Here is a 20,545-nt window from a genome sequence, read left to right as displayed (position 1 = left end):
CCGGTCAGACCAGGACGGACGTGACCGGCTGCGAGGAGTCGGCGGGGAGGTCGAGGGCGGAGGGGGTCCGGCCGCGGGCGACCATCTCGGCCCCGAGCGCCGCCACCATGGCGCCGTTGTCGGTGCACAGCCCGGGGCGCGGCACCCGGACCCGGACGCCGACGGCCTCGGCCCGCTCGACCGCCATCGCCCGCAGTCGGGAGTTGGCGGCGACGCCGCCGCCGAGCAGGAGGTCCTCGATGCCCTCGGAGGTCGCGGCGTCGAGGGCCTTGCGCACCAGCACGTCGCAGACCGCCTCCTGGAAGCTGGCGGCCACGTCGGCGACGGGCACCGGCTCGCCGGCGCGCTCGCGGGCCTCCACCCAGCGGGCGACGGCCGTCTTGAGGCCGGAGAACGAGAAGTCGAAGCGGTGCCGTTCGAGGTCGCGCCGGGCGGTGAGGCCGCGGGGGAAGTCGACGTACACGCTGCTTCCGCTCGCGGCCGCCCTGTCGATGTGGGGGCCGCCCGGGAACGGCAGGCCGAGCAGGCGCGCGACCTTGTCGAACGCCTCCCCCGCCGCGTCGTCGATGGTGGCGCCCATCGGGTCGACGCCGAGGGTCAGGTCGGTGACCTTGAGCAGGCTGGAGTGGCCGCCGGAGACGAGCAGCGCGAGCGTCGGCTCCGGGAGCGGGCCGTGCTCGAGCTGGTCGACGGCCACGTGCGCGGCGAGGTGGTTGACGCCGTACAACGGCTTGCCGAGACCCAGCGCCAGCGCCTTCGCGGAGGCGACGCCGACGAGCAGCGCGCCGGCGAGGCCGGGTCCGCTGGTGACGGCGATCGCGTCGACGTCGGTGAGGCGGACGCCGGCCGTGGCGCAGGCGCGCTCGATCGTCGGCACCATGGCCTCGAGGTGCGCCCGGCTCGCCACCTCGGGCACGACGCCGCCGAAGCGGGCGTGCTCCTCGACGCTGCTCGCGACGGTGTCGGCGAGCAGCGTGGTGCCGCGGACCAGACCGACACCGGTCTCGTCGCAGGACGTCTCGATGCCGAGGACCAGCGGTGCGTCAGGCGTGGGCATGGGGTCGATTGTCGCAGCCGCGGCACGGGCTCCGGGCAGGTGGCGACCTCAGGTGTGCCGGCCTCAGGTGTGCCGACCTCAGGTGCGCCGACCTCAGGTGCGCCGGTGGAAGGTGACGCTCCCGGCGTCGGACCAGGTGGTGCGGTAGCCCGGGTCGTGGACGCGGTGGTGGTGATGGGCGCAGAGGAGGACGAGCTGGGCTAGGTCGGTGCGTCCGCCGGCGTTCCAGGGGGTGCGGTGGTGGCGCTCGCACCAGGCTGCCGGGACGTCGCAGCCGTCGGCTTGGCACTCGCGGTGGCGGACCATGTGGGCGCGAGCCTGGTGGTGGGTGAACAGCCGGCGGCCTCGACCCAGGTCGAGCGGCACGGAGTCGCCCCCGAGGACGGCCGGTAGCAGGTGGTGCTGGCACGCCAGCCGCCGCGCCTGGGCGGCGGAGATCTCCCCGCCCGTGTCGAGGGTGACGGCGCCGAGGCCCTCGACGAGTCGCTCCAGCTCGACCGTGGCCACGACGGCGACGGGTGAGCCGCCGTGGGTCGGCAGGCCGTCGACGGGGAGGTGCTCGACCAGGGCGCAGAACGCCTGGCCGCGGCGCACCTGCGCCGGGATCCGCTGCCCGTCACTCGATCCGGATCCCGCCCCGACACCGGCACCCGAGCTGGGGTCGGCGGGAGCAGACGCCGGGTCGGTGGCGTGGTGGTCGCGGCGCGGGTTCGTGTAGGCGTCCAGCGCTCGTGACAGCACCGCCGCGGACAGGTCGGGGAGGACCCCGGTGATGCGGGTCGTGCCGTCGCCCTGCGCGCGCAGCGTGAGCCGGGTCCGCACCAGGGCACGGGCCTCCTCGGCGTGGAGCCGGGCCTCCTCGTGGGCGTCGGCCAGGTCGGGCGCGACCACCCGGAGGAGGTGGCGCCCGAGGCGTCGTACCTGCCTCGGCGTGAACTCGACGCACTCCCCCACCAGGTGCGCCTCCGCTCGGGCGACCAGGTCGGCGTCGAGATCGGTGGGGAGGTCGTCGAGGGCGTCGACGACCGCGGCCGCGTGGCCGGTGGTGACCGTTCCTGCCGCCAGGGCCGTCCGGACCGCCGGGTGGTGCTCGAGCCGCGCCGCGAGGTCGTCCTCGAACCGGACCCGCCCCGGGTCCTGCCGGGTCGCATGGGCCAGCCAGGACCCGACCGACCGCGCCCCGTCGGCCGCGGCCACGTCAGAGGCACCGCTCATCACCCGCAGCCGCGCGGCCGCCACCCGCTCACCCAGCCGCACCAGGTCGACCAGAAGAGCCGCTTTCGCCTCGGTGGGGAGCCAGTCGGGGTCGGAGCCGGACGACTCCAGCTCGTCCAGTGAGGCCGCGACCTCGGCGGCGCAGGCCACCCAGGGATGGCGGGGGCCCGCAGGGCCTGCCGCCGGGGCGCGGGCCGCCCGTGCCGCCGCCCGTTCCGCGCGGGCCACGCCCAGGGGCAGGACCACGATGCCGTCTGCCACCCCACCGGTCGCCCGCGCGACCTCGGTGGCCGACCGGGCGGCGGCCACCGCAGCGGCCGGCCGACGGACCACGTCCGCCCGGCTCAACCGCACCACCTGCCATGAGTCCCCCGACATGCAGATCACGCTAGGCGCGACCACCGACAACGGCGCGGGACGTCGAGCTGGGGGTGTGGACGGACGGGGACGCCGCTCTCGGGGCGTGGTTTCGAGACGCTCGCTGGCGCTCCCTCCTCAACCACCGGGCGCAGGCGCTCCCTTCTCAACCACCGGATCGGGGCGCTCGCTCCTCAGCCGCCGGACGTTCCGTCGAGCTCCCGCGCCAGCACCAGGGCCGCGGAGCCGTCGCGGTAGTACCGCGGCCGGCGGTGGATCTCGGCGAACCCGGCCGCCGCGTAGAACCCCTGGGCACCCGTGTTGGCCGCGCTCACCTCGAGCAGCATCCGCTCGGCGCCGGCGGCCCGGGCGGCGGGGAGCAGGTGGGCGAGGAGGGCGGTCGCGACGCCGGTACGACGGGCGGCCGGCGCGACGCCGATGCGCAGCAGGTCGGCCACGTCGCCCGCGACGCCGAGGACGGCGTACCCGACGACCTGCGGCCGCTCCCCCACCGCCGCATCGTCCGCCGCGTGACGCGCCACGTCGTCCGCCACCAGCATCGCCCGCCCGGGCGCGCTCAGCTCGGCCAGGACCTGGGCCTCGTTCCACGCGTCGGTGCCGAACAGGTCGACCTCGAGGGCCGCCACCCGCGCGACGTCGGCCGTCCGCGCCGGCCGCAGGACCGCGCTCACGACCCCGCCATCACGACCCCGGCGTGGCCGGCACGCGCGGGGCGGCGGCGACGGCGTCGGGGCGCCGGAGGTAGAGCGGGTCCGGGTCGAGCAGCTCGACGCGCTCGCCGGCCACCGCCCGCGCCAGCCAGGCCGCGCTCGGACGCTGCGGACCGCGCGCCGTGGGGAACGCCTCGGGGTAGAGCGTGGCGCCCGGGCCCACGACGGGCAGCGCGGTCGCCACCTCCGCGGGCTTCGTCACGACCGGTCCCTCGCGGCGCACGCCCGCGGCGTCGTACGACGCGAGGTAGACCTCCTTGCGGCGGGCGTCCGTGGCGACGAGGAAGGGCTCGGCGACGAGGCCGCTCTCGACGGCCTCGACGGCGAGCACGTCGAGGGTGCACACCCCGTACGTCGGGAGGTCGAGCACGTGGGCCAGCGTGCGGGCCGTGACCAGCCCGACCCGCAGGCCCGTGAAGGGGCCGGGGCCGACGCCGACGGCGATCGCGGTGAGGTCGCGGCGGTCGAGCCCGGCCGTCGTGAGGCAGCGCTCGATCAGGGGCGCGAGCTGCTCGCCGTGCTTCATCGGACGCTCGGCGACGAGCTCGACCAGCACCTCGTCGGTGTCCGCGTCGTACACGGCTGCGCAGACCTCGGGGGTCGCGGTGTCGAAGGCGAGGAGCACCCGCCGAGCCTAGGCCACGTCAGACCGGCGGCGGCCAGGTGACGCCGGTCCACCGGGCGCCGTGGCCGCGCACGTGCACGACCCGCTCGTCCGGGGCGTCGAGGTCGAGGTCGGCGTCGGGCCCGTCCGTGAGCGTGGCCTCGGCGCCGACGGCCCGCGAGATGACGACCTCGAGCCGGTCGTCGGCGAGCTGCTCCGCCAGCCCGGCCCCCCACTCCACGACGGTCACCGACTCCTCCAGCGAGGTGTCGAGGTCGAGGTCGTCGAGCTCGTCGAGACCGCCCAGCCGGTAGGCGTCGACGTGCACGAGCGCCGGGCCCGGCGCCCCGTCGACCTCCCGCAGCGACGGGTGCACCCGGGCGATGACGAACGTCGGCGAGGTGACGTCGCCCCGCACCTCCAGCCCCGCCCCGATGCCCTGCGTGAACGTGGTCTTGCCGGCTCCCAGCCCGCCGGTGAGCACGAGCAGGTCGCCGGCCCGCAGGTACGCCGCGAGGTCGCGGCCCAGCCCCCGCATGGCGTCGGCGTCGGGCACCGCGACGCGGGTCTCCGCGGGGCGCACGAGCACGACGTACGGCGCCTGCTGGCCCACCTCGACGAAGCCGTGCGCGTGCCAGAACGCCTGCGCCCGGGGCAGCTCGGCGCGGGCGAGCACCGCGGCGGGGCGTCCGCCGGCGAGCGCCAGCGCGGCCTCGACCATCGTGGCGCCGACCCCGTGCTCCTGCCACGCGGGCAGCACGCCGAAGCGACGGATCCACAGCCGGCCGCCGGCGGGCTCCGGGTCGAGGATCAGCGCACCGACGACCTCGCCGTCGACCTCCGCGACCATGCCGCCGCCCTCGGCCAGGGCCGCGGCGAGCGTCTCCGGGGTCTCGGCGAGCGCGTCCGCGGGCGGGTCGAGCGGGGGCCGGTCGGCGAACGCCGCCGCGACCACGGCGTGCACCGCCTCCGCCGCCGAGGCGTCGACGACCCGCACCTCGACCGCGCTCACGCGCTCTCCCCCGCGACGATGCGCTGCAGCAGGTCGTCGAGCGCCGCGTCGACCTCGGCGTGCCGCTCGATGAGCACCATGTGACCGGCACCCTCGACCTCGACGAGGGTCGAGCCGGGCAGGGCCTCGTGCAGGCGGCGGCTGTGCTCGACCGGGATCATCCGGTCGTCGGTGCCGCAGACGACGCTGATCGGGATGGACGCCATGCCGTCGAGCACGTCCGCCTTGTCGAGCTCGGAGAACGACGGGAAGAACTCGGCGAGCACCTCGAACGGCGTCTGGCTCAGCATGTCGTCGACGAACTCGACGTAGTGCTCCGGCAAGTCGCGCCCGCCGAACGCGAACTGGTCGGTCGCCACGATCGCGAACGCCTTGCCGGCGCGACGCACGTGGTCGACGAGCTGGTGGCCGCGGGCGAGGCCGGCGACGACGCGCAGCGCCACCCGGCCGCCGATCTGCCGCGGGATGCCCGGCACCAGGATCGTGTGGGGGTCCAGCTGGCCCGATGTGGTCGCGACGAGGCCGACCCCGACCACCCGCGGCCCGAACAGCTCGGGGTGGCGCTGGGCGAGCGCGAGGATGCTCATGCCGCCCATCGAGTGCCCGACCAGCACGACCGGCCCGGTGGGCACGACGTGCTCCAGCACCGTCGCCAGGTCGCTCCCGAGCTGGTCGATCGTCGCGTTCTCCTTCGCCGAGCGACCGGACCGCCCGTGGGAGCGCTGGTCGTAGAAGACGCAGCGGAAGCGTCCGCGGTAGGTGGCGCGCTGGAAGTGCCAGCAGTCCATGTTGAGCGCGTAGCCGTGGACGAAGACGAGGGTCGGTCGCCCGTCCGACGCCGCGGACGGGTCCGCCTCGTCGACCTCGACGTGCAGCGGCACGCCGTCGTCGGCCACCACCGTGAGCGGCTCCGAGCGCAGCGACCCGAACGGCTCGTCGTCGCCGTGGGCGCGGCCCGCGATGGCGTGCCGCTGGTGCACCACCGTGCCCGCTGCGGCGCCACCGGCGAGAGCGGCGCCGACCGCACCGGCCGCGAGGCCCAGGAGCGTCCCGCGCATCACGCCGCGGCGGCTCACGCCGGGCCCCCGACCGTGGACGCCGAGGTGGCCCCCGTCGTGGCCCCCGAGGCGACCACCGAGGCGACCGGGGCCGCGCCGTCGACGTACCGACGTCTCGGGCGAGCCCCGACGCGCGTGACGATCTCGTAGTCGATGGTGCCGCAGGCGCGGGCCCAGTCGAGGGCCGTCGGCTCGCCCTGGCCACCGGGTCCGAAGAGCACCGCCGCCGTGCCCGCCGGCGGGGTGTCGCCGTCGAGGTCGACCATCAGCTGGTCCATGCAGACCCGCCCGCGCACGGGCCGGCGGCGGCCGTCGACGAGCACCTCCGCGGCGGCGTCGGAGCCGACCCCGGCGGCGGCGTGGCGGGGCACCCCGTCGCCGTACCCGAGCGGCACGAGCCCGACCGTCGTCGCCCGGTCGGCGGTCCAGGTGTGGCCGTAGGAGACGCCGTCCCCCGGCGCCAGCGCCTTCACGAGCACCAGCGGCGCCTGCACCGTCATCGCGGGCACGAGCCCGGGCTTCGGGCCCTCGGGCGTCGCGTCCGGGCCGTCCGGCACGTCGGGGGCGGGGTCGATCCCGTACGACGCGATGCCGCACCGGACGAGGTCGAAGCGGGCCGAGGAGCGCAGCAGCGCGGCGGCCGAGTTCGCGAGGTGGCGCACCTCGGGCGCCAGGCCGGCCTCCTCGGCGGCGGCGAGCGCCGCGCGGAAGACCTGCTCCTGGGCGTCGTTCGCGGGGTGGTCCGGGTCCTCCGCGGCGGCGAAGTGCGACCAGACGCCCGTCACGCGCACGAGGCCGTCGACCTCGGCGGCCCGGGCGGCCGCGACGAGCGCGGGCCAGTCGGCGACCGTCGAGCCGCCCCGGTGCAGACCGGTGTCGACCTTCAGCTGGAGCCGCGCCGTGCGCCCGGTCGCCCGGGCGGCGTCGACCACCGCGGCGAGCTCGACGACGTCGTACGCCGTCACGTCGACGTCGGCCTCGAGCAGCGGCGCCACGGCCTCGCCGGGCAGCGACAGCCAGCAGAGCAGCCGTCCGACGTCGCCGGCGGCGCGCAGCGCGAGGGCCTCGTCGGGGGTGGCCACGCCCAGCCACGGGGCGCCCGCCTCGCGCGCCGCGCGGGCGACCTCGACCATGCCGTGGCCGTAGCCGTCGGCCTTCACCACCGTCATCATCAGCGCGGGCGCGACCCGCTCGGCCAGGGTCGTCACGTTGTGCCGGATCGCGGCGAGGTCGACGACGATCTCGGCGCGGGCCAGGGTCATGGGCGGGATTCTCGCAAACCCGTGCCGGACGCGGCGGGGCGGTCCAGCAGGTCCCGGACCACCGCGGGCAGCGCCCGCGCCACGTCGGTCGCGACGATCGGTCCGCCCTGGCTCGCGTAGGTCGCGGCGGCCCCGTGCAGCCACGCCCCGACGGAGGCGGCGTCGTAGGGCGCGAGGCCGGCCGCCAGCAGCGCGCCGACCACGCCGGCGAGCACGTCGCCGGCGCCCGCGGTGCCGAGCCACGGGGTGCCGGTGGTGTTCACGCGCACGGCGCCGTCGGGCCGGGCGACGAGGGTGTGGTCGCCCTTGAGCAGCACCACGGCGTCGTAGCGCTCGGCGGCGCGGCGGGCGTGGGCCAGCTGGTCGGCCTCGACCTCGGACCGCTCCACGCCGAGCATCCGGGCGAGCTCGCCGGCGTGCGGCGTGAGCACGGCCGGCACGCCCAGGGGCCCGTCCACCTCGGCGAGCGCGTCGGCGTCCAGCACGACGGGCACGCCGTCGGCCAGCGCCGCCGCGACCGCGGCGGCCACGTCGTCGCCCCCGCCGGAGCCGACCGTCCACGCCTGCACGCGGCCCGGGTGCTCGGCGCTGCCCACCACGACCTCGGGGTGCGCGTCGCGCACGCGGTCCGCGACGCCGGGCTCCCCGACGTACCGGAGCATGCCCGCGAGCCCGCAGGACGCGCCCGCGACGGTGAGCAGCCCGGCGCCCGGGTAGCGGCTCGAGCCGGCGCGGACTCCGAGCACGCCGCGGCTGTACTTGTGGTCGCTGCGTCCGGGCCGCGGCACGAGTCCGGCGACGTCCTCGGCCTGGAGGGCCTCGACGGGCGCGGCCGGCAGGTGGGGGCCCAGCCCGATGTCGACGAGGTGCACCGCCCCGGCGGCGTCGGCCGCGGGCTGCACCAGGTGGGCGACCTTGTGGGTGCCGAAGGTGACGGTGAGGTCGGCGCGCACGTGGTCGGGCTCCGGCAGGCGCCCGGTGTCGACCTCGACCCCACTGGCCACGTCGACGGCCACGACGCGCACGCCGCTTCCCTCCGGTGCGTACGTCGCCAGCGCGGCCACCGCGGCCGGTCTCAGGCCCGGTCGTCCCCCGATGCCCACGACCCCGTCGACGACGACGTCGGGCAGGTCGCGGAGTGCGGCGCTCCCCCGGGCCGGGACCTCGCGTCGTACGCGACCGCCGGACGCGCGGAGGGCGGCCAGGCCGGGCTCGTGGACGCCCTCGGAGAGCAGCACCCCCTCGACGGAGGCCCCGCGGCGCGCCAGCAGGGCACCCGCGAACAGGGCGTCACCGCCGTTGGCCCCGCCGCCGACCAGCAGCACCACCCGGCGGCCGTAGGTGCCGCCCAGCAACGCGGTGACGGCGTGGGCGAGCCCGGTCGAGGCCCGGTCCATCAGGGTGCCCTCGGGCACGGTCGCCATCAGCGCGACCTCGGCGTCGCGGACCTGCTGCTCGGTGTGCGCGTGCCTCATGCCGCCACGGTACCCACGCGCGCCGGGCGCCCCGGGCTCGTGCCGGTCTGGCACGGTGGGGGCCATGACCCAGGCTCCGACCGCCCCCAGCGGGCTCACCGCCGACGTCGCCGTCATCGGCGGCACCGGCTTCTACTCCTTCCTCGAGGACCCCGAGGAGGTGGCGGTCTCCACGCCGTACGGCGACCCGGTCGCCCCGGTCTCGATCGGCACCGTCGCGGGCCGCAGGGTCGCGTTCCTGCCGCGCCACGGGCCGCACCACGCCTTCCCGCCCCACCGCATCAACTACCGCGCCAACCTCTGGGCGCTGCGCTCGCTCGGCGTGCGCCAGGTGCTCGCGCCCTGTGCCGTGGGCGGCCTGCGCGACGAGGTGGCCCCGGGCGACGTCGTCGTGCCCGACCAGCTGGTCGACCGCACGTCGGGCCGGGTGCAGAGCTTCGTGGAGACCGGCGCGATCCACCTGCCCTTCGCCGACCCCTACTGCGACGGCGTGCGCCGCAGCGTGCTGGCGGCCGGCGAGGCCATCGGCGGCGGCGCCGAGCGGGCCGTCGTCGACGGCGGCACGATGGTGGTCGTGGAGGGCCCGCGGTTCTCCACGCGCGCCGAGTCGCGCTACTACGGCGCCCAGGGCTGGACCCTCATCAACATGACCGGCCACCCCGAGGCCGTGCTGGCCCGCGAGATGGGCCAGTGCTACGCCGCGATCGCGCTCGTCACCGACATGGACGCCGGCGCCGAGAGCGGCGAGGGCGTCGGCCAGGAGGAAGTCTTTGCGCTCTTCAAGGCCAACCTCGACCGGCTGCGCGGCCTGCTCGTCGCGAGCATCGAGCGCCTGCCCGACCCCGACGGCTGCTCCTGCTCGACGTGGGCCGACGGCCTCGACCTCACCTACACGATCCCGGGCGCCTGATGCGCGTCCTGCTCACCGGCGCCGCGGGCTTCATCGGCGGCGCGATCGGCACCGCGCTGGTCGAGGGCGGCCACGAGGTGGTCGGTGTCGACCTGATGCTGCCCCAGGCCCACGGGTCCGCCGAGGCCCCCGAGGGCGTGCTCGTGCGCGACGTGCGGGAGGCCGGCGGCTGGGGCGACCTGCTCGAGGGCGTCGACGTCGTCTGCCACCAGGCCGCCGTCGTCGGTGCCGGCGTCAAGGTGGCCGACCTGCCCGACTACGCCTCCCACAACGACCTCGGCACGGCGGTGCTCCTCGCCGCCATGCACGAGGCGGGCGTGGGCCGGATGGTCGTCGCGTCCTCGATGGTCGTGTACGGCGAGGGCCGCTACCTCTGCGCCGAGCACGGCCGGCAGGCCCCGCCGCCGCGCGCCGTCGCGGCCCTCGACGCGGGCGACTTCGACGTGAAGTGCGGCGTCTGCGGCCGCTCGCTGGAGTGGGCGCTCGTCGACGAGACCGCGCCGCTCGACCCGCGGGGCGCGTACGCCGCGAGCAAGGCCGCGCAGGAGTACTACGTGGCCTCGTGGGTGCGGCAGGCCGGCGCCGCCGCGATCGGGCTGCGCTACCACAACGTCTACGGGCCCCACATGCCGCGGGACACGCCGTACTCGGGCGTCGCGGCGATGTTCCGCTCCTCGCTCGAGCGCGGGGAGGCCCCGAACGTCTACGAGGACGGCGCGCAGATGCGCGACTTCGTGCACGTGGCCGACGTGGCCCGCGCGAACGTGGCGGCGATGGAGGCCGTCGTGGCCGCCGACGCCGGGCACTGGGCGACCTACAACGTGGCCTCGGGCCACCCCGTCGCGATCCGCGACGTGGCGGAGATGGTGGCCACCGGCACCGCGAGCGGGCTCGCGCCGAACGTGACGGGGCAGTACCGCCTCGGCGACGTGCGGCACGTGGTGGCGTCGCCGGAACGTGCCCGGACCGAGCTCGGGTTCAGCGCGCAGGTGCTGCCCGAGGACGGCCTGCGGGAGTTCGCGACGGCGCCGCTGCGCGCCTGAGCCTCACCAGCTCGTGTAGAGCAGGTGCTGCAGCACGAGAGCACCGACGAGCTGCAGCGCCAGGCCGGGCACCCGCCAGCGGCGGGGCAGCAGGGCGAGCGAGAGCGTCAGCCACGGGATGAACGGCAGCCAGATCCGCTCGACCTCGGCCTTGCTCATGCGCGAGGCGTCGGCGGCGAGCACGCACGCGAAGCCGGCGCCGGCGAGCCAGAGCAGCACCACGAGATCGCGGTCGGGGCGGGTGCGCGGGGTGTCCTCCGTCGCCCCGCCGCCGCGCCGGGCCCGCACGACCTCGACGACGCGTGCGCCCCAGGCCCCCGCCCCGGCGCCGACGAGCAGACCGGCGCTGAGCAGGAGCGCGGCGAGGTTGCCCCACAGCCAGTACGACGCGGGCCGCAGCGACGCGATGCCGTGCCAGTAGCGCTCGACGAGCACCGGGTAGGCCTCCCACCACGCGAAGCCGCCGGCGGCGAAGACGAGCACCACGACGAGCGCGGACGCCGCCGCGATCGGCAGCGGCCACCACGAGCGGGCGAGCACCAGCACGGCGACGCAGACCAGGCCGATGAGCGGCATGCCGTACGACATGAGGACACCGAGGCCGAGCAGCACCCCGGCGAGGCCCGACCAGACGATGCGCGGACCCCAGCGGGTCGTCACGGCGCCGGCGGCCAGCGCCGCGATGCCCCAGGCGACGGTGACGGCGATGACGGCGTCGCCCGAGACGCCGAGGAAGACCGCGGCCGGCGTCATCACGAGGAACGGGGCCGCACGGCGGGCGGCGCCCTCCGCACCCAGCACCCGCAGCGTGACGAGCACGGCGAGCGCGAGCGACGCGGCCAGCAGCACGACGACGACCGCGGCGGCGAGGTCGCCGCCGAGGCCGAGGCGCACGAGCACGACGAAGAAGAGGGTGATGGCGGGCGGGTGGCCGGCCACGTGGGTGGGCCACTGGCCCTCGGAGTCCGCCGGGATCCGGTCGACGAAGCCGGTGAGGAACGCGCCGATGTCGTCGGTCGCCCGGGCGGTGGGCAGGTACTCGTCGTCCGCGCCGAGCTTGCGCGTCAGGCCGTGCTCGCCGTCGACGAGCGCGAGGGCGACGATCCAGGCGAGGCCCGCGACGTACGCCGCCACGAGGAGCCACCGCCACGGCAGCCGCTCGGCGAGGCGGAACGACCAGAGGAGCGCGCCGACCGCCAGCACGACGGCGGGCACGGTGCCGATGCCCACCTTCGGGTCCCAGAACCCGTGCAGCGGCGGGAACTGCCCGGAGACCTGCGCCCGCTCCGAGCGCGCCCAGACCTGCCAGTCGAAGACCACCGGCACCAGCATGGCGGCGGCCACGAGGAGCGCCGCGACGACGAGGCCGGCCCACGGAGCCAGCCGGAGACGGCCCTCGGGCGCGACCGCCGCCCCGGGGGCCCCGGGCTCGGGTGCGTCGGGAGGGGCGGGACGGGAGGCGTCGGGGTGAGGGCTCATGGCCCCCTCACCCTAGGCAGGCGGACCAGACGGCACCCCGGACCAGACCGGTCCGGCTCCCCTCGACGCCGCAGCCCACCCCAAGGGGCGAAGTTCCGGCACGACACCCTCCCGTCACCCGCCGGAGAATCTCCAGTTGCCCACCTGACACCTACGGTGGGTCCGTGACCCCTCCCTCGCCCGCGGCCGAGCCGCCCTCCCCCGGCGAGTGCGACCTGGTGCTGCCGTGCCGTGACGAGGCCGCCGCGCTCACCGGTCTGCTGCCCACCATCCCCGCCGTCTTCGCCGTCATCGTCGTCGACAACGGCTCGCGCGACGGCACGGCCGACGTGGCCCGCAGCCTCGGCGCGCGGGTCGTCGCCGAGTCGCAGCCCGGGTACGGCGCGGCCGTCCACGCCGGCATCGTCGCGGCGCGCGCCGACTACGTCGCGGTGATGGACGGCGACGGCTCCTTCGACCCCGACGAGCTGCTGAGCCTTCTCGACGACGTCCGCTCCGGTCGGGCCGACCTGGCCGTGGGCCGACGCCGCCCGGTCGGCCGGGGCGTCTGGCCCTGGCACGCCCGCTTCGGCAACGCCCTCGTCGTGGCCTGGCTCCGCCGCCGCATCGGGATGGAGATCCACGACCTCGGCGCCGTGCGCGTGTGCCGCCGTCAGGCCCTGCTCGACCTCGGGGTCGAGGACCGCCGCTTCGGCTACCCCGTCGAGCTGCTCGACCGCGCCGTCCGGGCCGGCTGGCGCATCACGGAGCACGACGTCGCCTACCGGCCGCGCGCCGAGGGCACGAAGTCGAAGGTCTCCGGCTCCGTGCGCGGCACCGTCCGCGCCGCCCGGGACTTCTGGAAGGTGCTCACGTGAGCGCCCCCGCCCACGTCCTCGTCGTCGCCAAGGCCCCGGTGGCCGGGCAGGCGAAGACGCGCCTCGGCGCCGAGGTGGGCATGACCGCCGCCGCCGAGCTGGCCGCCGCCGCCCTGCTCGACACCCTGGCCGCCGCGGCGGCGTACGCCGGCCCCGGACGCTGCCACGTCGCGCTCGCGGGCGACCTCGCCGACGGCGCTGCGGCCGACGAGCTGCGGCTCGCCCTCGACGGCTGGGCCGTGCGTCCGCAGATCGGCGACGGCTTCGACGAGCGCCTCGCCCACGCGCACGCCGACGTGCCCGGGCCCGTCGTCCAGGTCGGCATGGACACGCCCCAGCTGACCCCCGCCCTGCTCGCCGAGGTGGTCGCGGGCCTCGCCTCCCACGACGCCGTGCTCGCCCCCGCCGAGGACGGCGGCTGGTGGGCCCTGGCCCTGCGCGACCCCGGGGCCGCCGGCGCGCTGCGGGGAGTCCCCATGTCGACACCCGAGACGTACGTCGCGACCCGCGCCGCCCTCGAGGACGCCGGGCTCAGCGTCGGCACCGCCTCGACGCTCGTCGACGTCGACGAGGTCAACGACGCCCACCGGGTGGCCGCGGCCGCCCCCTCGACCCGCTTCGCCCGGCGGTGGACGGCGTCGTCCACCGCGCCCGGCGAGACACCCGACCCATCCGGAGCACGCCTGGTGACGAACAACGAGGATGACCACCACGACGGCGCCCACGGCGCCCGCCGAGCCGGACGGTAGACGCATGGCCGACGTCTCCTTCTCCGAGCTCTTCGCCCGCGCTCTCGCCGGCGACCCCTGCACCGTCGTCGGGGTCGGCGACGGACCCGACGTGCTGCCCGAGCCCCTGCCCGTCGGGGAGTGGCGACGCCCGGCCGACAAGACGGACCTCGCGGTGCTCGACCTCTGCGACGGCGTCACGATCGACGTCGGCTGCGGCCCCGGCCGCATGGCCGCCGCCCTCGCCGAGCGGGGGCACGACGTGCTCGCGATCGACGTGGTCGCGGAGGCCGTGGCGCTCGCCCAGGGCCTCGGCGTCGCCGCCGCCCGGCACAGCGTCTTCGACGTGCTGCCGCACGAGGGCCGCTGGACGACCGCCCTGCTCGCCGACGGCAACGTCGGCATCGGCGGCGACCCCGCCGCGCTGCTGCGCCGGATCCGCGAGCTGCTCGAGCCCGGGGGCCGCGTGGTCGTCGACATCGCCCCGCCCGGCACCGGCATCGAGTCCCGCTGGGCGCAGCTACGCTGCGGCGACGACACCAGCCGCCCGTTCCGCTGGTCGGTGGTGGGCGTCGACGCGATCGAGGAGCTCGCCATCTCGGCCGGCCTCCAGCTGCGCGACCTCCGCTCGATCAAGGACCGCTGGATCGCCGTGCTGGTGCCCGGCCCGATGCCCGTATTGCCGGGGCTGGCCGACCTCGCCGTCGACCACCACGCCGAGCACGTCGCAGGCCGCCTCGACCGGCGCACCAACGGTCACGGCACCCCCCGCAACGGGCACGCGAACGGCCACGCGAACGGGCACACCAACGGCCACGCGAACGGTCAGCTGAACGGACACGCTGACGACCACTCGGACGGCCCCGGGATCGCCGGACGACCGTGACGGCCCGGCTCCCGCTGCCGCGCGAGGCGGCCTTCACCTCCCGGCTGCGCAGCCCGGCCGTCGCGGCGCGGGTGGGAGCGGTGCTCGGCGTCTGCTTCGCCGTCTGCTTCGTCACCGGCATCATCAGCCACTGGGCCCAGCTGCCGCGGCCCGCCGTACCGTTCCCCACCTCCCCCGCCTGGGGCTACCGCGTCACGCAGGGCCTCCACGTCACGACGGGCATCGCCTGCGTCCCGCTGCTGCTCGTCAAGCTGTGGACCGTCTACCCCCGGCTCTTCGCGCCCGTCCCGAAGGGCGCCCGACGGCTGCTGCTCACCACGCTCGAGCGGGCGTCGATCGGCGTGCTCGTCGCCTCCGCGATCTTCCAGCTCGCGACGGGGCTCGCGAACGCGGCCCGGTGGTACCCCTGGGAGTCCTTCTCCTTCCGCACGACCCACTTCGCGATCGCCTGGGTCGCCATCGGCGCCCTGCTCGTGCACATCGCGGTGAAGCTGCCCGTGATCCGCGCCGCGTTCGGGGCCGACGTCGACGACACCGCCCTCGACCGTCCGAGCGCCACCGTCCCCGGGCCCGTCTCGCGGCGCTGGCTGCTGCGGTCCACCTGGATCGCCACCGGCGTCGCGGTGGTCGCGACCGTCGGCAACACCGTGCCCTGGCTGCGGGGCGTCTCCGTGCTCAGCGTGCGCTCCGGCGACGGCCCCGGCGGCATCCCCATCAACACCTCCGCCCGCCGCGCCGACGTCGTCGCGACGGCAATGAGCGCGTCGTACCGGCTCGTGCTGGTCAACGGCGACCGGGCCGTCTACCTGACCCGTGAGGACCTGCTGGCGATGACCCAGCGCTCCGAGAAGCTGCCCATCGCCTGCGTCGAGGGCTGGAGCGCGTCGGGCACGTGGAGCGGGGTGCGGTTCCGCGACCTGCTCGACCTCGTCGACGCGCCCCGCGGCGCCCACGTGCGCATCACCTCGCTGCAGCCCAAGGGGGCCTACCGGCGCACCGACCTGCCGTCGAACTTCGCCGACGACGACCGCACGCTGCTGGCGCTCGGACTGAACGGCGAGACCCTGGCCCCCGACCACGGGTACCCGGCGCGGCTCATCGCCCCGAACCGTCCGGGCGTGCTCCAGACCAAGTGGGTCTCCCGCATCGAGGTGGTCGCATGATGCCGCTGCGGGTGCTGCTCGGCGCGCTGGGCGTGGCCGTCGGCCTGTACGGCGCCTGGTTGCTGCTCGACCGCCAGGAGACCGTCCAGGTGGTGGAGGTGGCCGTGTGGTTCCTCGTCGGGGTGCTGGTGCACGACGCCGTGGTGGCGCCCCTGGCACTGCTCGCCGGCGCCGCCCTCCCCCGGCTGCTGCCCGTCGCGGCCCGCGGACCGGCCGTCGTCGGCCTGGTCGTCGTGACGACCGTGACAGTGGTCGCGATCCCGGTGCTGGGCCGCTTCGGCGCCCTGCCCGACAACCTGACGCTGCTCGACCGCCCGTACGTCGCCGGCTGGGCCGTGCTGGTGGGGCTCATCGCCGCGGCGGCCGCCGCGGTCGCCGTACGGAACGTGCGTCAGGCCAGCTCGGCCGCCGGCGGCCCCCAGGCGTAGACGTCGTAGCGCTCGCCCGCGGGCAGCGCCTCGTCGACGTTGAGGCTCCCGGGCGCGTGCTCCCCGTGGTCCTGCTCCCAGCCACGCAGGGCCTCCCAGTCAGCCCGCGCGAGCGTGGCGTGACCGACGAAAGTCATGCTCACCAGCACCTCGCACTGCCCCGCCGCGCCGGTCGTGCGGAACCACACGTCGACGTCGTGGCCACCGCGGGGAGCTGCCGCCTCCCGTACGTCGAGCGGGTCGTCGGGGTCGGGCGCCCAGGGCTCTTCCGGGTCGTCCGGGTCGCGGTCCTCGTCGGCAGCGTCACGGGCCGCCACCTTCCGTTCGTGGGCGAGGGCCTTCTCGAGGCGCGGCAGTCCCTCCTCGCGCGGCACGAAGTCCTCGACCTCGATCAACCCGCCCACCCCGGGCTCGAAGAGCGACTCGGTCGTCTGCCACCCACCCGGTGAGATCGCGAGCCAGAGAGACCGCCGGTGACGGCGCGCTCCCGACACCGCGGCCCCGACGCCCTTGCGGATCAGGTGACGGGCGAGGAGGGAGGCGACCCGGTCCGGCGGCGTGCGGCGGACCCACAGCCGCGACATCCGCTCCGTGCAGACGGTGAGGACGGGCGCGAGCGCCTCCGCCTCCTCGGCGGGCAGCTCGACCTCCAGCCGGGCGAGATGGCTCCGGAAGATGCCGAGTCGACGGCGACCGCCACCGCCCGCCTCCGTCCAGGCGTCGTCGTAGAGGCCGACGAGGGCCTCGACGACCTGGTCCGACGAGCTGATGCGGCGCATGGGTCGAGCCTTCCACGCTACTCCCGGGCGCCGCCAGCGACGCCGCCGAGATCGGTCACGGACCCGTGCCCCCGACGCTCCCGCTGAGACCGTGTGCACGTTCCTGGTGCTCTGCACCCTGAATTCAGGGCGTAGAGCGGCGGTTTAACCGCTCGAGCGGATAAACCGCCGGAGGCCCCCGACGACCCGGCCTACCCCTCCAGCACCACGAACGCGGTGGCGACACCGGCGTCGTGGGAGAGCGAGAGGTGCACGCTGCGGACGCCGAGGGCGTCGGCGCGGGCGCGCACGGTGCCGTGGAGGGCCACGTACGGCGCGGAGCCGGCGTCGCGGAGCACGTGGGCGTCGTGCCAGGCGAGGTCGCCGGGGGCGCCGAGCGCCTTGGCGAGGGCCTCCTTGGCGGCGAAGCGGGCCGCGACGGACTCCGTGGAGCGGCCCTCGACCTCGACGGGCAGGAAGAGACGGCCCAGGAGCGTCGGGGTGCGCTCGAGCGAGGCGGCGAACCGCCGTACGTCACAGACGTCGACCCCGACGCCGACGATCGCCACCCCGCGCCCCGCCGACTACTCGACGGTGACGGACTTGGCCAGGTTGCGCGGCTGGTCGACGTCGTGGCCCTTCGCCGTCGCGAGCTCGCAGGCGAACAGCTGGAGCGGCACGGTGGCGACGAGCGGCTGGAGGATCGTGGGCACCTTCGGCAGCCGGATCAGCACGTCGGCGTAGGGCTCGATGGCCGTGTCGCCGACCTCGGCGAAGCAGATGGTGCGGGCACCGCGGGCGCGCACCTCCTGGATGCCGCTGATCATCTTGTCGTGCAGCTGGTCGCGGCCCCGGGACGGCACGATGCAGAGCACCGGCAGGCCCTCCTCCACGAGCGCGATCGGGCCGTGCTTGAGCTCCCCGGCCGCGAACCCCTCGGCGTGCAGGTAGGCGAGCTCCTTGAGCTTCAGGGCGCCCTCGAGCGCCACCGGGTAGCCCGCGTGGCGGCCGAGGAACAGCACCGAGCGGGCGTCGACGTACTCGCGGGCGAGAGCGTAGACCTCCCCGCTGCGGTCGAGCACGTCCTGGATGTGGGCGGGCATGGCCTCGAGCTGGGCGACGATCTGGTGGATCTCGTCGCCGTACCGCGTGCCCTTGATCTGCGCCAGGTAGAGCGCGAGCAAGTAGCAGGCCACCAGCTGCGTGAGGAAGCCCTTGGTGGAGGCGACGCCGATCTCGGGGCCTGCGTGCGTGTAGATGACCGCGTCGGACTCGCGCGGGATGGTCGAGCCGTTGGTGTTGCAGATCGCCAGCACCTTCGAGCGCTGCACCCGGGCGTGGCGGATCGCCTGCAGGGTGTCGGCGGTCTCGCCGGACTGGCTGATCGCGACGACGAGGGTCGAGTAGTTGAGGATCGGGTCGCGGTAGCGGAACTCGCTGGCCAGCTCGACCTCGACCGGGATGCGGCACCAGTGCTCGATGGCGTACTTCGCGACCATGCCCGCGTAGAACGACGTGCCGCACGCGATGATGATGATCTTGTCGATCTCGCGCAGCTCGTCGTCGGAGAGCCGCACCTCGTCGAGCTGGAGCCGACCGTCGGCGGTCATGCGGCCCAGGAGCGAGTCGGCCACGGCACGGGGCTGCTCGAAGATCTCCTTGCGCATGAACCAGTCGTGGCCGTCCTTCTCGGCGGCCGAGAGGTCCCAGTCGACGTGGTACTGCACGCCCTCGGCGGGGCGGCCGTCGAAGCCCGTGACGGTGACGCCCTCGCGGGTGATGGTGACGACCTGGTCCTGGCCCAGCTCGAGCGCCTCGCGGGTGTGCTCGATGAAGGCGGCCACGTCGGAGCCGAGGAAGTTCTCGCCCTCGCCGAGGCCGACGACGAGCGGGGAGTTGCGGCGGGCGGCGACGACCCGGTCGGGGTCCTCCGCGTCGACGGCGACGAGGGTGAAGGCGCCCTCGAGCCGCGAGCAGACGCGCTGCATGGCGGTGGTGAGGTCCTCGCCCGACGCCAGCTGCAGCTCGAGCAGGTGGGCGGCGATCTCGGTGTCGGTCTCGGAGAGCAGCGTGTGGCCCTCGTCCTCCAGCTTGGCGCGCAGCTCGGCGAAGTTCTCGATGATGCCGTTGTGCACCACCGCGAGGCGGCGCATCTCGCCGAGGTGGGGGTGGGCGTTCGCGTCGTTGGGTGCCCCGTGGGTGGCCCAGCGGGTGTGGCCGATCCCGGTCGTCGAGGTCGGCAGGGGCCGCTCCGCGATGGCCTTCTCGAGGTTCGCGAGCTTGCCCGCCCGCTTGTCGGTGGCCAGCTCGCCGTCGTGCACCAGCGCGATGCCCGCGGAGTCGTAGCCCCGGTACTCCAGGCGCCGCAGCCCCTCGATCACCACGTCCTGGGCCGAGCGCTGACCCACGTAGCCCACGATTCCGCACATGGACCGGGAGTCTACGGCCCGCGACGACCGCCGCCGTCCTCCCACGCCTCCACATGCCGGGTGGCGCGCACGGCGGCCCCGGCCGTGCTGCACAATGCCTCGCATGTCTGCCGCAGGCGAGGTCGCCGCGCCACCGGACCACGGACGCGAGCCCAGCTCGCCCTACGTGGAGCTCGACCGATCCGCCTGGTCCGCCCTCGGCCAGACCACGGAGAGCCCGCTCACGTACGACGAGATCCGGCGCCTGCGCGGCCTCGGCACCCACCTGGACCTGGACGAGGTGCGGCAGATCTACCTGCCGCTCTCCCGGCTGCTCAGCCTCTACGTCGAGTCGAACGGCGACCTCCACCGCCGTACCGAGTCGTTCCTGCGCCGGCCGCAGCCGCGCCGCACCCCGTTCGTCATCGGCGTCGCCGGGTCGGTGGCGGTCGGCAAGTCCACCACCGCCCGCGTGCTGCAGGAGCTGCTCGCGCGCTGGCCCGAGCACCCGAACGTCGCGCTGGTGACCACCGACGGCTTCCTCTACGACAACGCCGAGCTCGAGCGCCGCGGCCTGCTGACCCGCAAGGGCTTCCCCGAGTCCTACGACCGCCGCAAGCTGCTGCGCTTCGTGGTCGACATCAAGTCGGGAAAGGACGAGGTCGAGGCGCCCACCTACTCCCACCTGACCTACAACGTGCTGCCCGACGAGAAGGTGGTCGTGCGCCACCCCGACATCGTCATCGTCGAGGGCCTCAACGTGCTCCAGCCGGCCGTGGTGCGCGACGACGGCCGCACCAGCCTCGCCGTCAGCGACTTCTTCGACTTCACCGTCTACGTCGACGCCGCCACCTCCGACATCCAGCGGTGGTACGTCGAGCGGTTCCTGCGCCTGCGGGAGACGGCCTTCCTCGACCCGGCGTCCTACTTCCGCAAGTACGGCGCCCTCTCCGTCGACGAGGCCGTCACCGAGGCGAACCGGATCTGGAACGCGATCAACGGACCCAACCTCACCCAGAACGTGCTGCCCACCCGCTCGCGCGCGACGCTCGTGCTGCGCAAGGACCGGGACCACTCCGTGCGCTACGTGCGGCTCCGCAAGCTCTGAGGCGCC

General features: G+C 75.6%; 20 protein-coding genes. 8 read left to right on the top strand and 12 right to left on the bottom strand.

What is annotated here, in order from left to right:
* Nucleotides 1-4 precede the first annotated feature (4 nt).
* The 8 genes from tsaD to K329_RS25310 all read right to left on the bottom strand — a co-directional run bounded on the left by tsaD (nucleotide 5) and on the right by K329_RS25310 (nucleotide 8,771).
* On the bottom strand, nucleotides 5-1,057 hold the full coding sequence (gene tsaD / locus K329_RS0107335) for a tRNA (adenosine(37)-N6)-threonylcarbamoyltransferase complex transferase subunit TsaD (protein WP_028472524.1): 1,053 nt from the start codon (nucleotides 1,055-1,057) through the stop codon (nucleotides 5-7).
* Nucleotides 1,058-1,150: 93 nt separating this feature from the next.
* Complete coding sequence (locus tag K329_RS29440; protein ID WP_157571620.1) at nucleotides 1,151-2,650, bottom strand: HNH endonuclease signature motif containing protein; 1,500 nt, start codon at nucleotides 2,648-2,650, stop codon at nucleotides 1,151-1,153.
* A gap of 173 nt (nucleotides 2,651-2,823) precedes the next feature.
* Entirely contained in the window at nucleotides 2,824-3,321 is a 498-nt protein-coding gene (locus K329_RS0107320; RefSeq protein WP_245596472.1) for a GNAT family N-acetyltransferase, read from the bottom strand.
* Nucleotides 3,322-3,331: 10 nt separating this feature from the next.
* Nucleotides 3,332-3,985, bottom strand: a complete 654-nt coding sequence (gene tsaB, locus K329_RS0107315; RefSeq protein WP_028472521.1) for a tRNA (adenosine(37)-N6)-threonylcarbamoyltransferase complex dimerization subunit type 1 TsaB — start codon at nucleotides 3,983-3,985, stop codon at nucleotides 3,332-3,334.
* Nucleotides 3,986-4,004: 19 nt separating this feature from the next.
* Nucleotides 4,005-4,976, bottom strand: coding sequence for a tRNA (adenosine(37)-N6)-threonylcarbamoyltransferase complex ATPase subunit type 1 TsaE (gene tsaE / locus K329_RS0107310; protein ID WP_028472520.1), 972 nt, complete (start codon nucleotides 4,974-4,976; stop codon nucleotides 4,005-4,007).
* Complete coding sequence (locus K329_RS0107305; RefSeq protein ID WP_245596471.1) at nucleotides 4,973-6,052, bottom strand: alpha/beta fold hydrolase; 1,080 nt, start codon at nucleotides 6,050-6,052, stop codon at nucleotides 4,973-4,975. The genes tsaE and K329_RS0107305 overlap by 4 nt, the downstream gene beginning before the upstream one ends.
* A complete protein-coding gene (alr, locus tag K329_RS25315) occupies nucleotides 6,049-7,296 on the bottom strand; it encodes an alanine racemase (RefSeq protein ID WP_084541086.1) in 1,248 nt (415 codons plus the stop codon). Before alr ends, K329_RS0107305 begins: the two co-directional genes overlap by 4 nt.
* Nucleotides 7,293-8,771 carry an NAD(P)H-hydrate dehydratase gene (locus K329_RS25310; RefSeq protein ID WP_052336528.1) on the bottom strand — a complete coding sequence of 493 codons (1,479 nt, stop codon included), beginning with the start codon at nucleotides 8,769-8,771 and terminating at the stop codon, nucleotides 7,293-7,295. Before K329_RS25310 ends, alr begins: the two co-directional genes overlap by 4 nt.
* Nucleotides 8,772-8,835: 64 nt before the next feature.
* On the opposite strand from K329_RS25310, the gene K329_RS0107290 reads away from it, so the two are divergent.
* Entirely contained in the window at nucleotides 8,836-9,681 is an 846-nt protein-coding gene (locus tag K329_RS0107290) for an S-methyl-5'-thioadenosine phosphorylase (RefSeq protein WP_028472518.1), read from the top strand.
* Complete coding sequence (locus K329_RS0107285; RefSeq protein ID WP_028472517.1) at nucleotides 9,681-10,724, top strand: NAD-dependent epimerase/dehydratase family protein; 1,044 nt, start codon at nucleotides 9,681-9,683, stop codon at nucleotides 10,722-10,724. The genes K329_RS0107290 and K329_RS0107285 overlap by 1 nt, the downstream gene beginning before the upstream one ends.
* A gap of 3 nt (nucleotides 10,725-10,727) precedes the next feature.
* On the opposite strand, the gene K329_RS0107280 is transcribed toward K329_RS0107285, so the two are convergent.
* Nucleotides 10,728-12,203, bottom strand: a complete 1,476-nt coding sequence (locus tag K329_RS0107280) for a hypothetical protein (RefSeq protein WP_245596470.1) — start codon at nucleotides 12,201-12,203, stop codon at nucleotides 10,728-10,730.
* A gap of 164 nt (nucleotides 12,204-12,367) precedes the next feature.
* On the opposite strand from K329_RS0107280, the gene K329_RS0107275 reads away from it, so the two are divergent.
* The 5 genes from K329_RS0107275 to K329_RS0107255 are packed head-to-tail and all read left to right on the top strand — an operon-like array spanning nucleotide 12,368 to nucleotide 16,265.
* Nucleotides 12,368-13,060 carry a glycosyltransferase family 2 protein gene (locus K329_RS0107275; RefSeq protein ID WP_052336527.1) on the top strand — a complete coding sequence of 231 codons (693 nt, stop codon included), beginning with the start codon at nucleotides 12,368-12,370 and terminating at the stop codon, nucleotides 13,058-13,060.
* Nucleotides 13,057-13,809 (top strand): TIGR04282 family arsenosugar biosynthesis glycosyltransferase, encoded by a 753-nt coding sequence (locus K329_RS25305; RefSeq protein WP_211225770.1) that lies wholly within the window; start codon nucleotides 13,057-13,059, stop codon nucleotides 13,807-13,809. Before K329_RS0107275 ends, K329_RS25305 begins: the two co-directional genes overlap by 4 nt.
* A 4-nt stretch (nucleotides 13,810-13,813) precedes the next feature.
* Nucleotides 13,814-14,674, top strand: a complete 861-nt coding sequence (locus tag K329_RS29435; RefSeq protein WP_169721578.1) for a class I SAM-dependent methyltransferase — start codon at nucleotides 13,814-13,816, stop codon at nucleotides 14,672-14,674.
* Complete coding sequence (locus K329_RS0107260) at nucleotides 14,671-15,837, top strand: molybdopterin-dependent oxidoreductase (RefSeq protein WP_211225769.1); 1,167 nt, start codon at nucleotides 14,671-14,673, stop codon at nucleotides 15,835-15,837. The genes K329_RS29435 and K329_RS0107260 overlap by 4 nt, the downstream gene beginning before the upstream one ends.
* Nucleotides 15,834-16,265, top strand: coding sequence for a hypothetical protein (locus K329_RS0107255; RefSeq protein ID WP_028472513.1), 432 nt, complete (start codon nucleotides 15,834-15,836; stop codon nucleotides 16,263-16,265). Before K329_RS0107260 ends, K329_RS0107255 begins: the two co-directional genes overlap by 4 nt.
* On the opposite strand, the gene K329_RS30765 is transcribed toward K329_RS0107255, so the two are convergent.
* The 3 genes from K329_RS30765 to glmS form a co-directional block, all read right to left on the bottom strand.
* Nucleotides 16,229-17,044: a hypothetical protein gene (locus K329_RS30765; RefSeq protein WP_028472512.1), complete on the bottom strand. Its 816-nt coding sequence runs from the start codon at nucleotides 17,042-17,044 to the stop codon at nucleotides 16,229-16,231. The two genes, K329_RS0107255 and K329_RS30765, sit on opposite strands and share 37 nt — an antisense overlap.
* Before the next feature lie 191 nt (nucleotides 17,045-17,235).
* Nucleotides 17,236-17,592, bottom strand: coding sequence for a holo-ACP synthase (locus K329_RS0107245; protein WP_028472511.1), 357 nt, complete (start codon nucleotides 17,590-17,592; stop codon nucleotides 17,236-17,238).
* Between the two features lie 15 nt (nucleotides 17,593-17,607).
* Entirely contained in the window at nucleotides 17,608-19,452 is a 1,845-nt protein-coding gene (gene glmS / locus K329_RS0107240) for a glutamine--fructose-6-phosphate transaminase (isomerizing) (RefSeq protein ID WP_028472510.1), read from the bottom strand.
* 103 nt (nucleotides 19,453-19,555) lie between these two features.
* On the opposite strand from glmS, the gene coaA reads away from it, so the two are divergent.
* A complete protein-coding gene (coaA, locus tag K329_RS0107235; protein WP_028472509.1) occupies nucleotides 19,556-20,539 on the top strand; it encodes a type I pantothenate kinase in 984 nt (327 codons plus the stop codon).
* Nucleotides 20,540-20,545: the final 6 nt, after the last annotated feature.

This window comes from Nocardioides alkalitolerans DSM 16699, assembly GCF_000426525.1.
Taxonomy (GTDB): Bacteria; Actinomycetota; Actinomycetes; order Propionibacteriales; family Nocardioidaceae; genus Nocardioides; species Nocardioides alkalitolerans.
Note: the sequence above shows the minus strand (reverse complement) of the source record. Positions and strands in the feature narration are given on the sequence as shown.

Coding starts and splice junctions, on each gene's coding strand:
- tsaD (WP_028472524.1), bottom strand. CDS start 1,057: ATGCCCACGCCTGACGCACCGCTGGTCCTCGGCATCGAGACGTCCTGC.
- K329_RS29440 (WP_157571620.1), bottom strand. CDS start 2,650: ATGTCGGGGGACTCATGGCAGGTGGTGCGGTTGAGCCGGGCGGACGTG.
- alr (WP_084541086.1), bottom strand. CDS start 7,296: ATGACCCTGGCCCGCGCCGAGATCGTCGTCGACCTCGCCGCGATCCGG.
- K329_RS25310 (WP_052336528.1), bottom strand. CDS start 8,771: ATGAGGCACGCGCACACCGAGCAGCAGGTCCGCGACGCCGAGGTCGCG.
- K329_RS0107290 (WP_028472518.1), top strand. CDS start 8,836: ATGACCCAGGCTCCGACCGCCCCCAGCGGGCTCACCGCCGACGTCGCC.
- K329_RS0107285 (WP_028472517.1), top strand. CDS start 9,681: ATGCGCGTCCTGCTCACCGGCGCCGCGGGCTTCATCGGCGGCGCGATC.
- K329_RS0107280 (WP_245596470.1), bottom strand. CDS start 12,203: ATGAGCCCTCACCCCGACGCCTCCCGTCCCGCCCCTCCCGACGCACCC.
- K329_RS29435 (WP_169721578.1), top strand. CDS start 13,814: ATGGCCGACGTCTCCTTCTCCGAGCTCTTCGCCCGCGCTCTCGCCGGC.
- K329_RS0107255 (WP_028472513.1), top strand. CDS start 15,834: ATGATGCCGCTGCGGGTGCTGCTCGGCGCGCTGGGCGTGGCCGTCGGC.
- K329_RS30765 (WP_028472512.1), bottom strand. CDS start 17,044: ATGCGCCGCATCAGCTCGTCGGACCAGGTCGTCGAGGCCCTCGTCGGC.
- glmS (WP_028472510.1), bottom strand. CDS start 19,452: ATGTGCGGAATCGTGGGCTACGTGGGTCAGCGCTCGGCCCAGGACGTG.
- coaA (WP_028472509.1), top strand. CDS start 19,556: ATGTCTGCCGCAGGCGAGGTCGCCGCGCCACCGGACCACGGACGCGAG.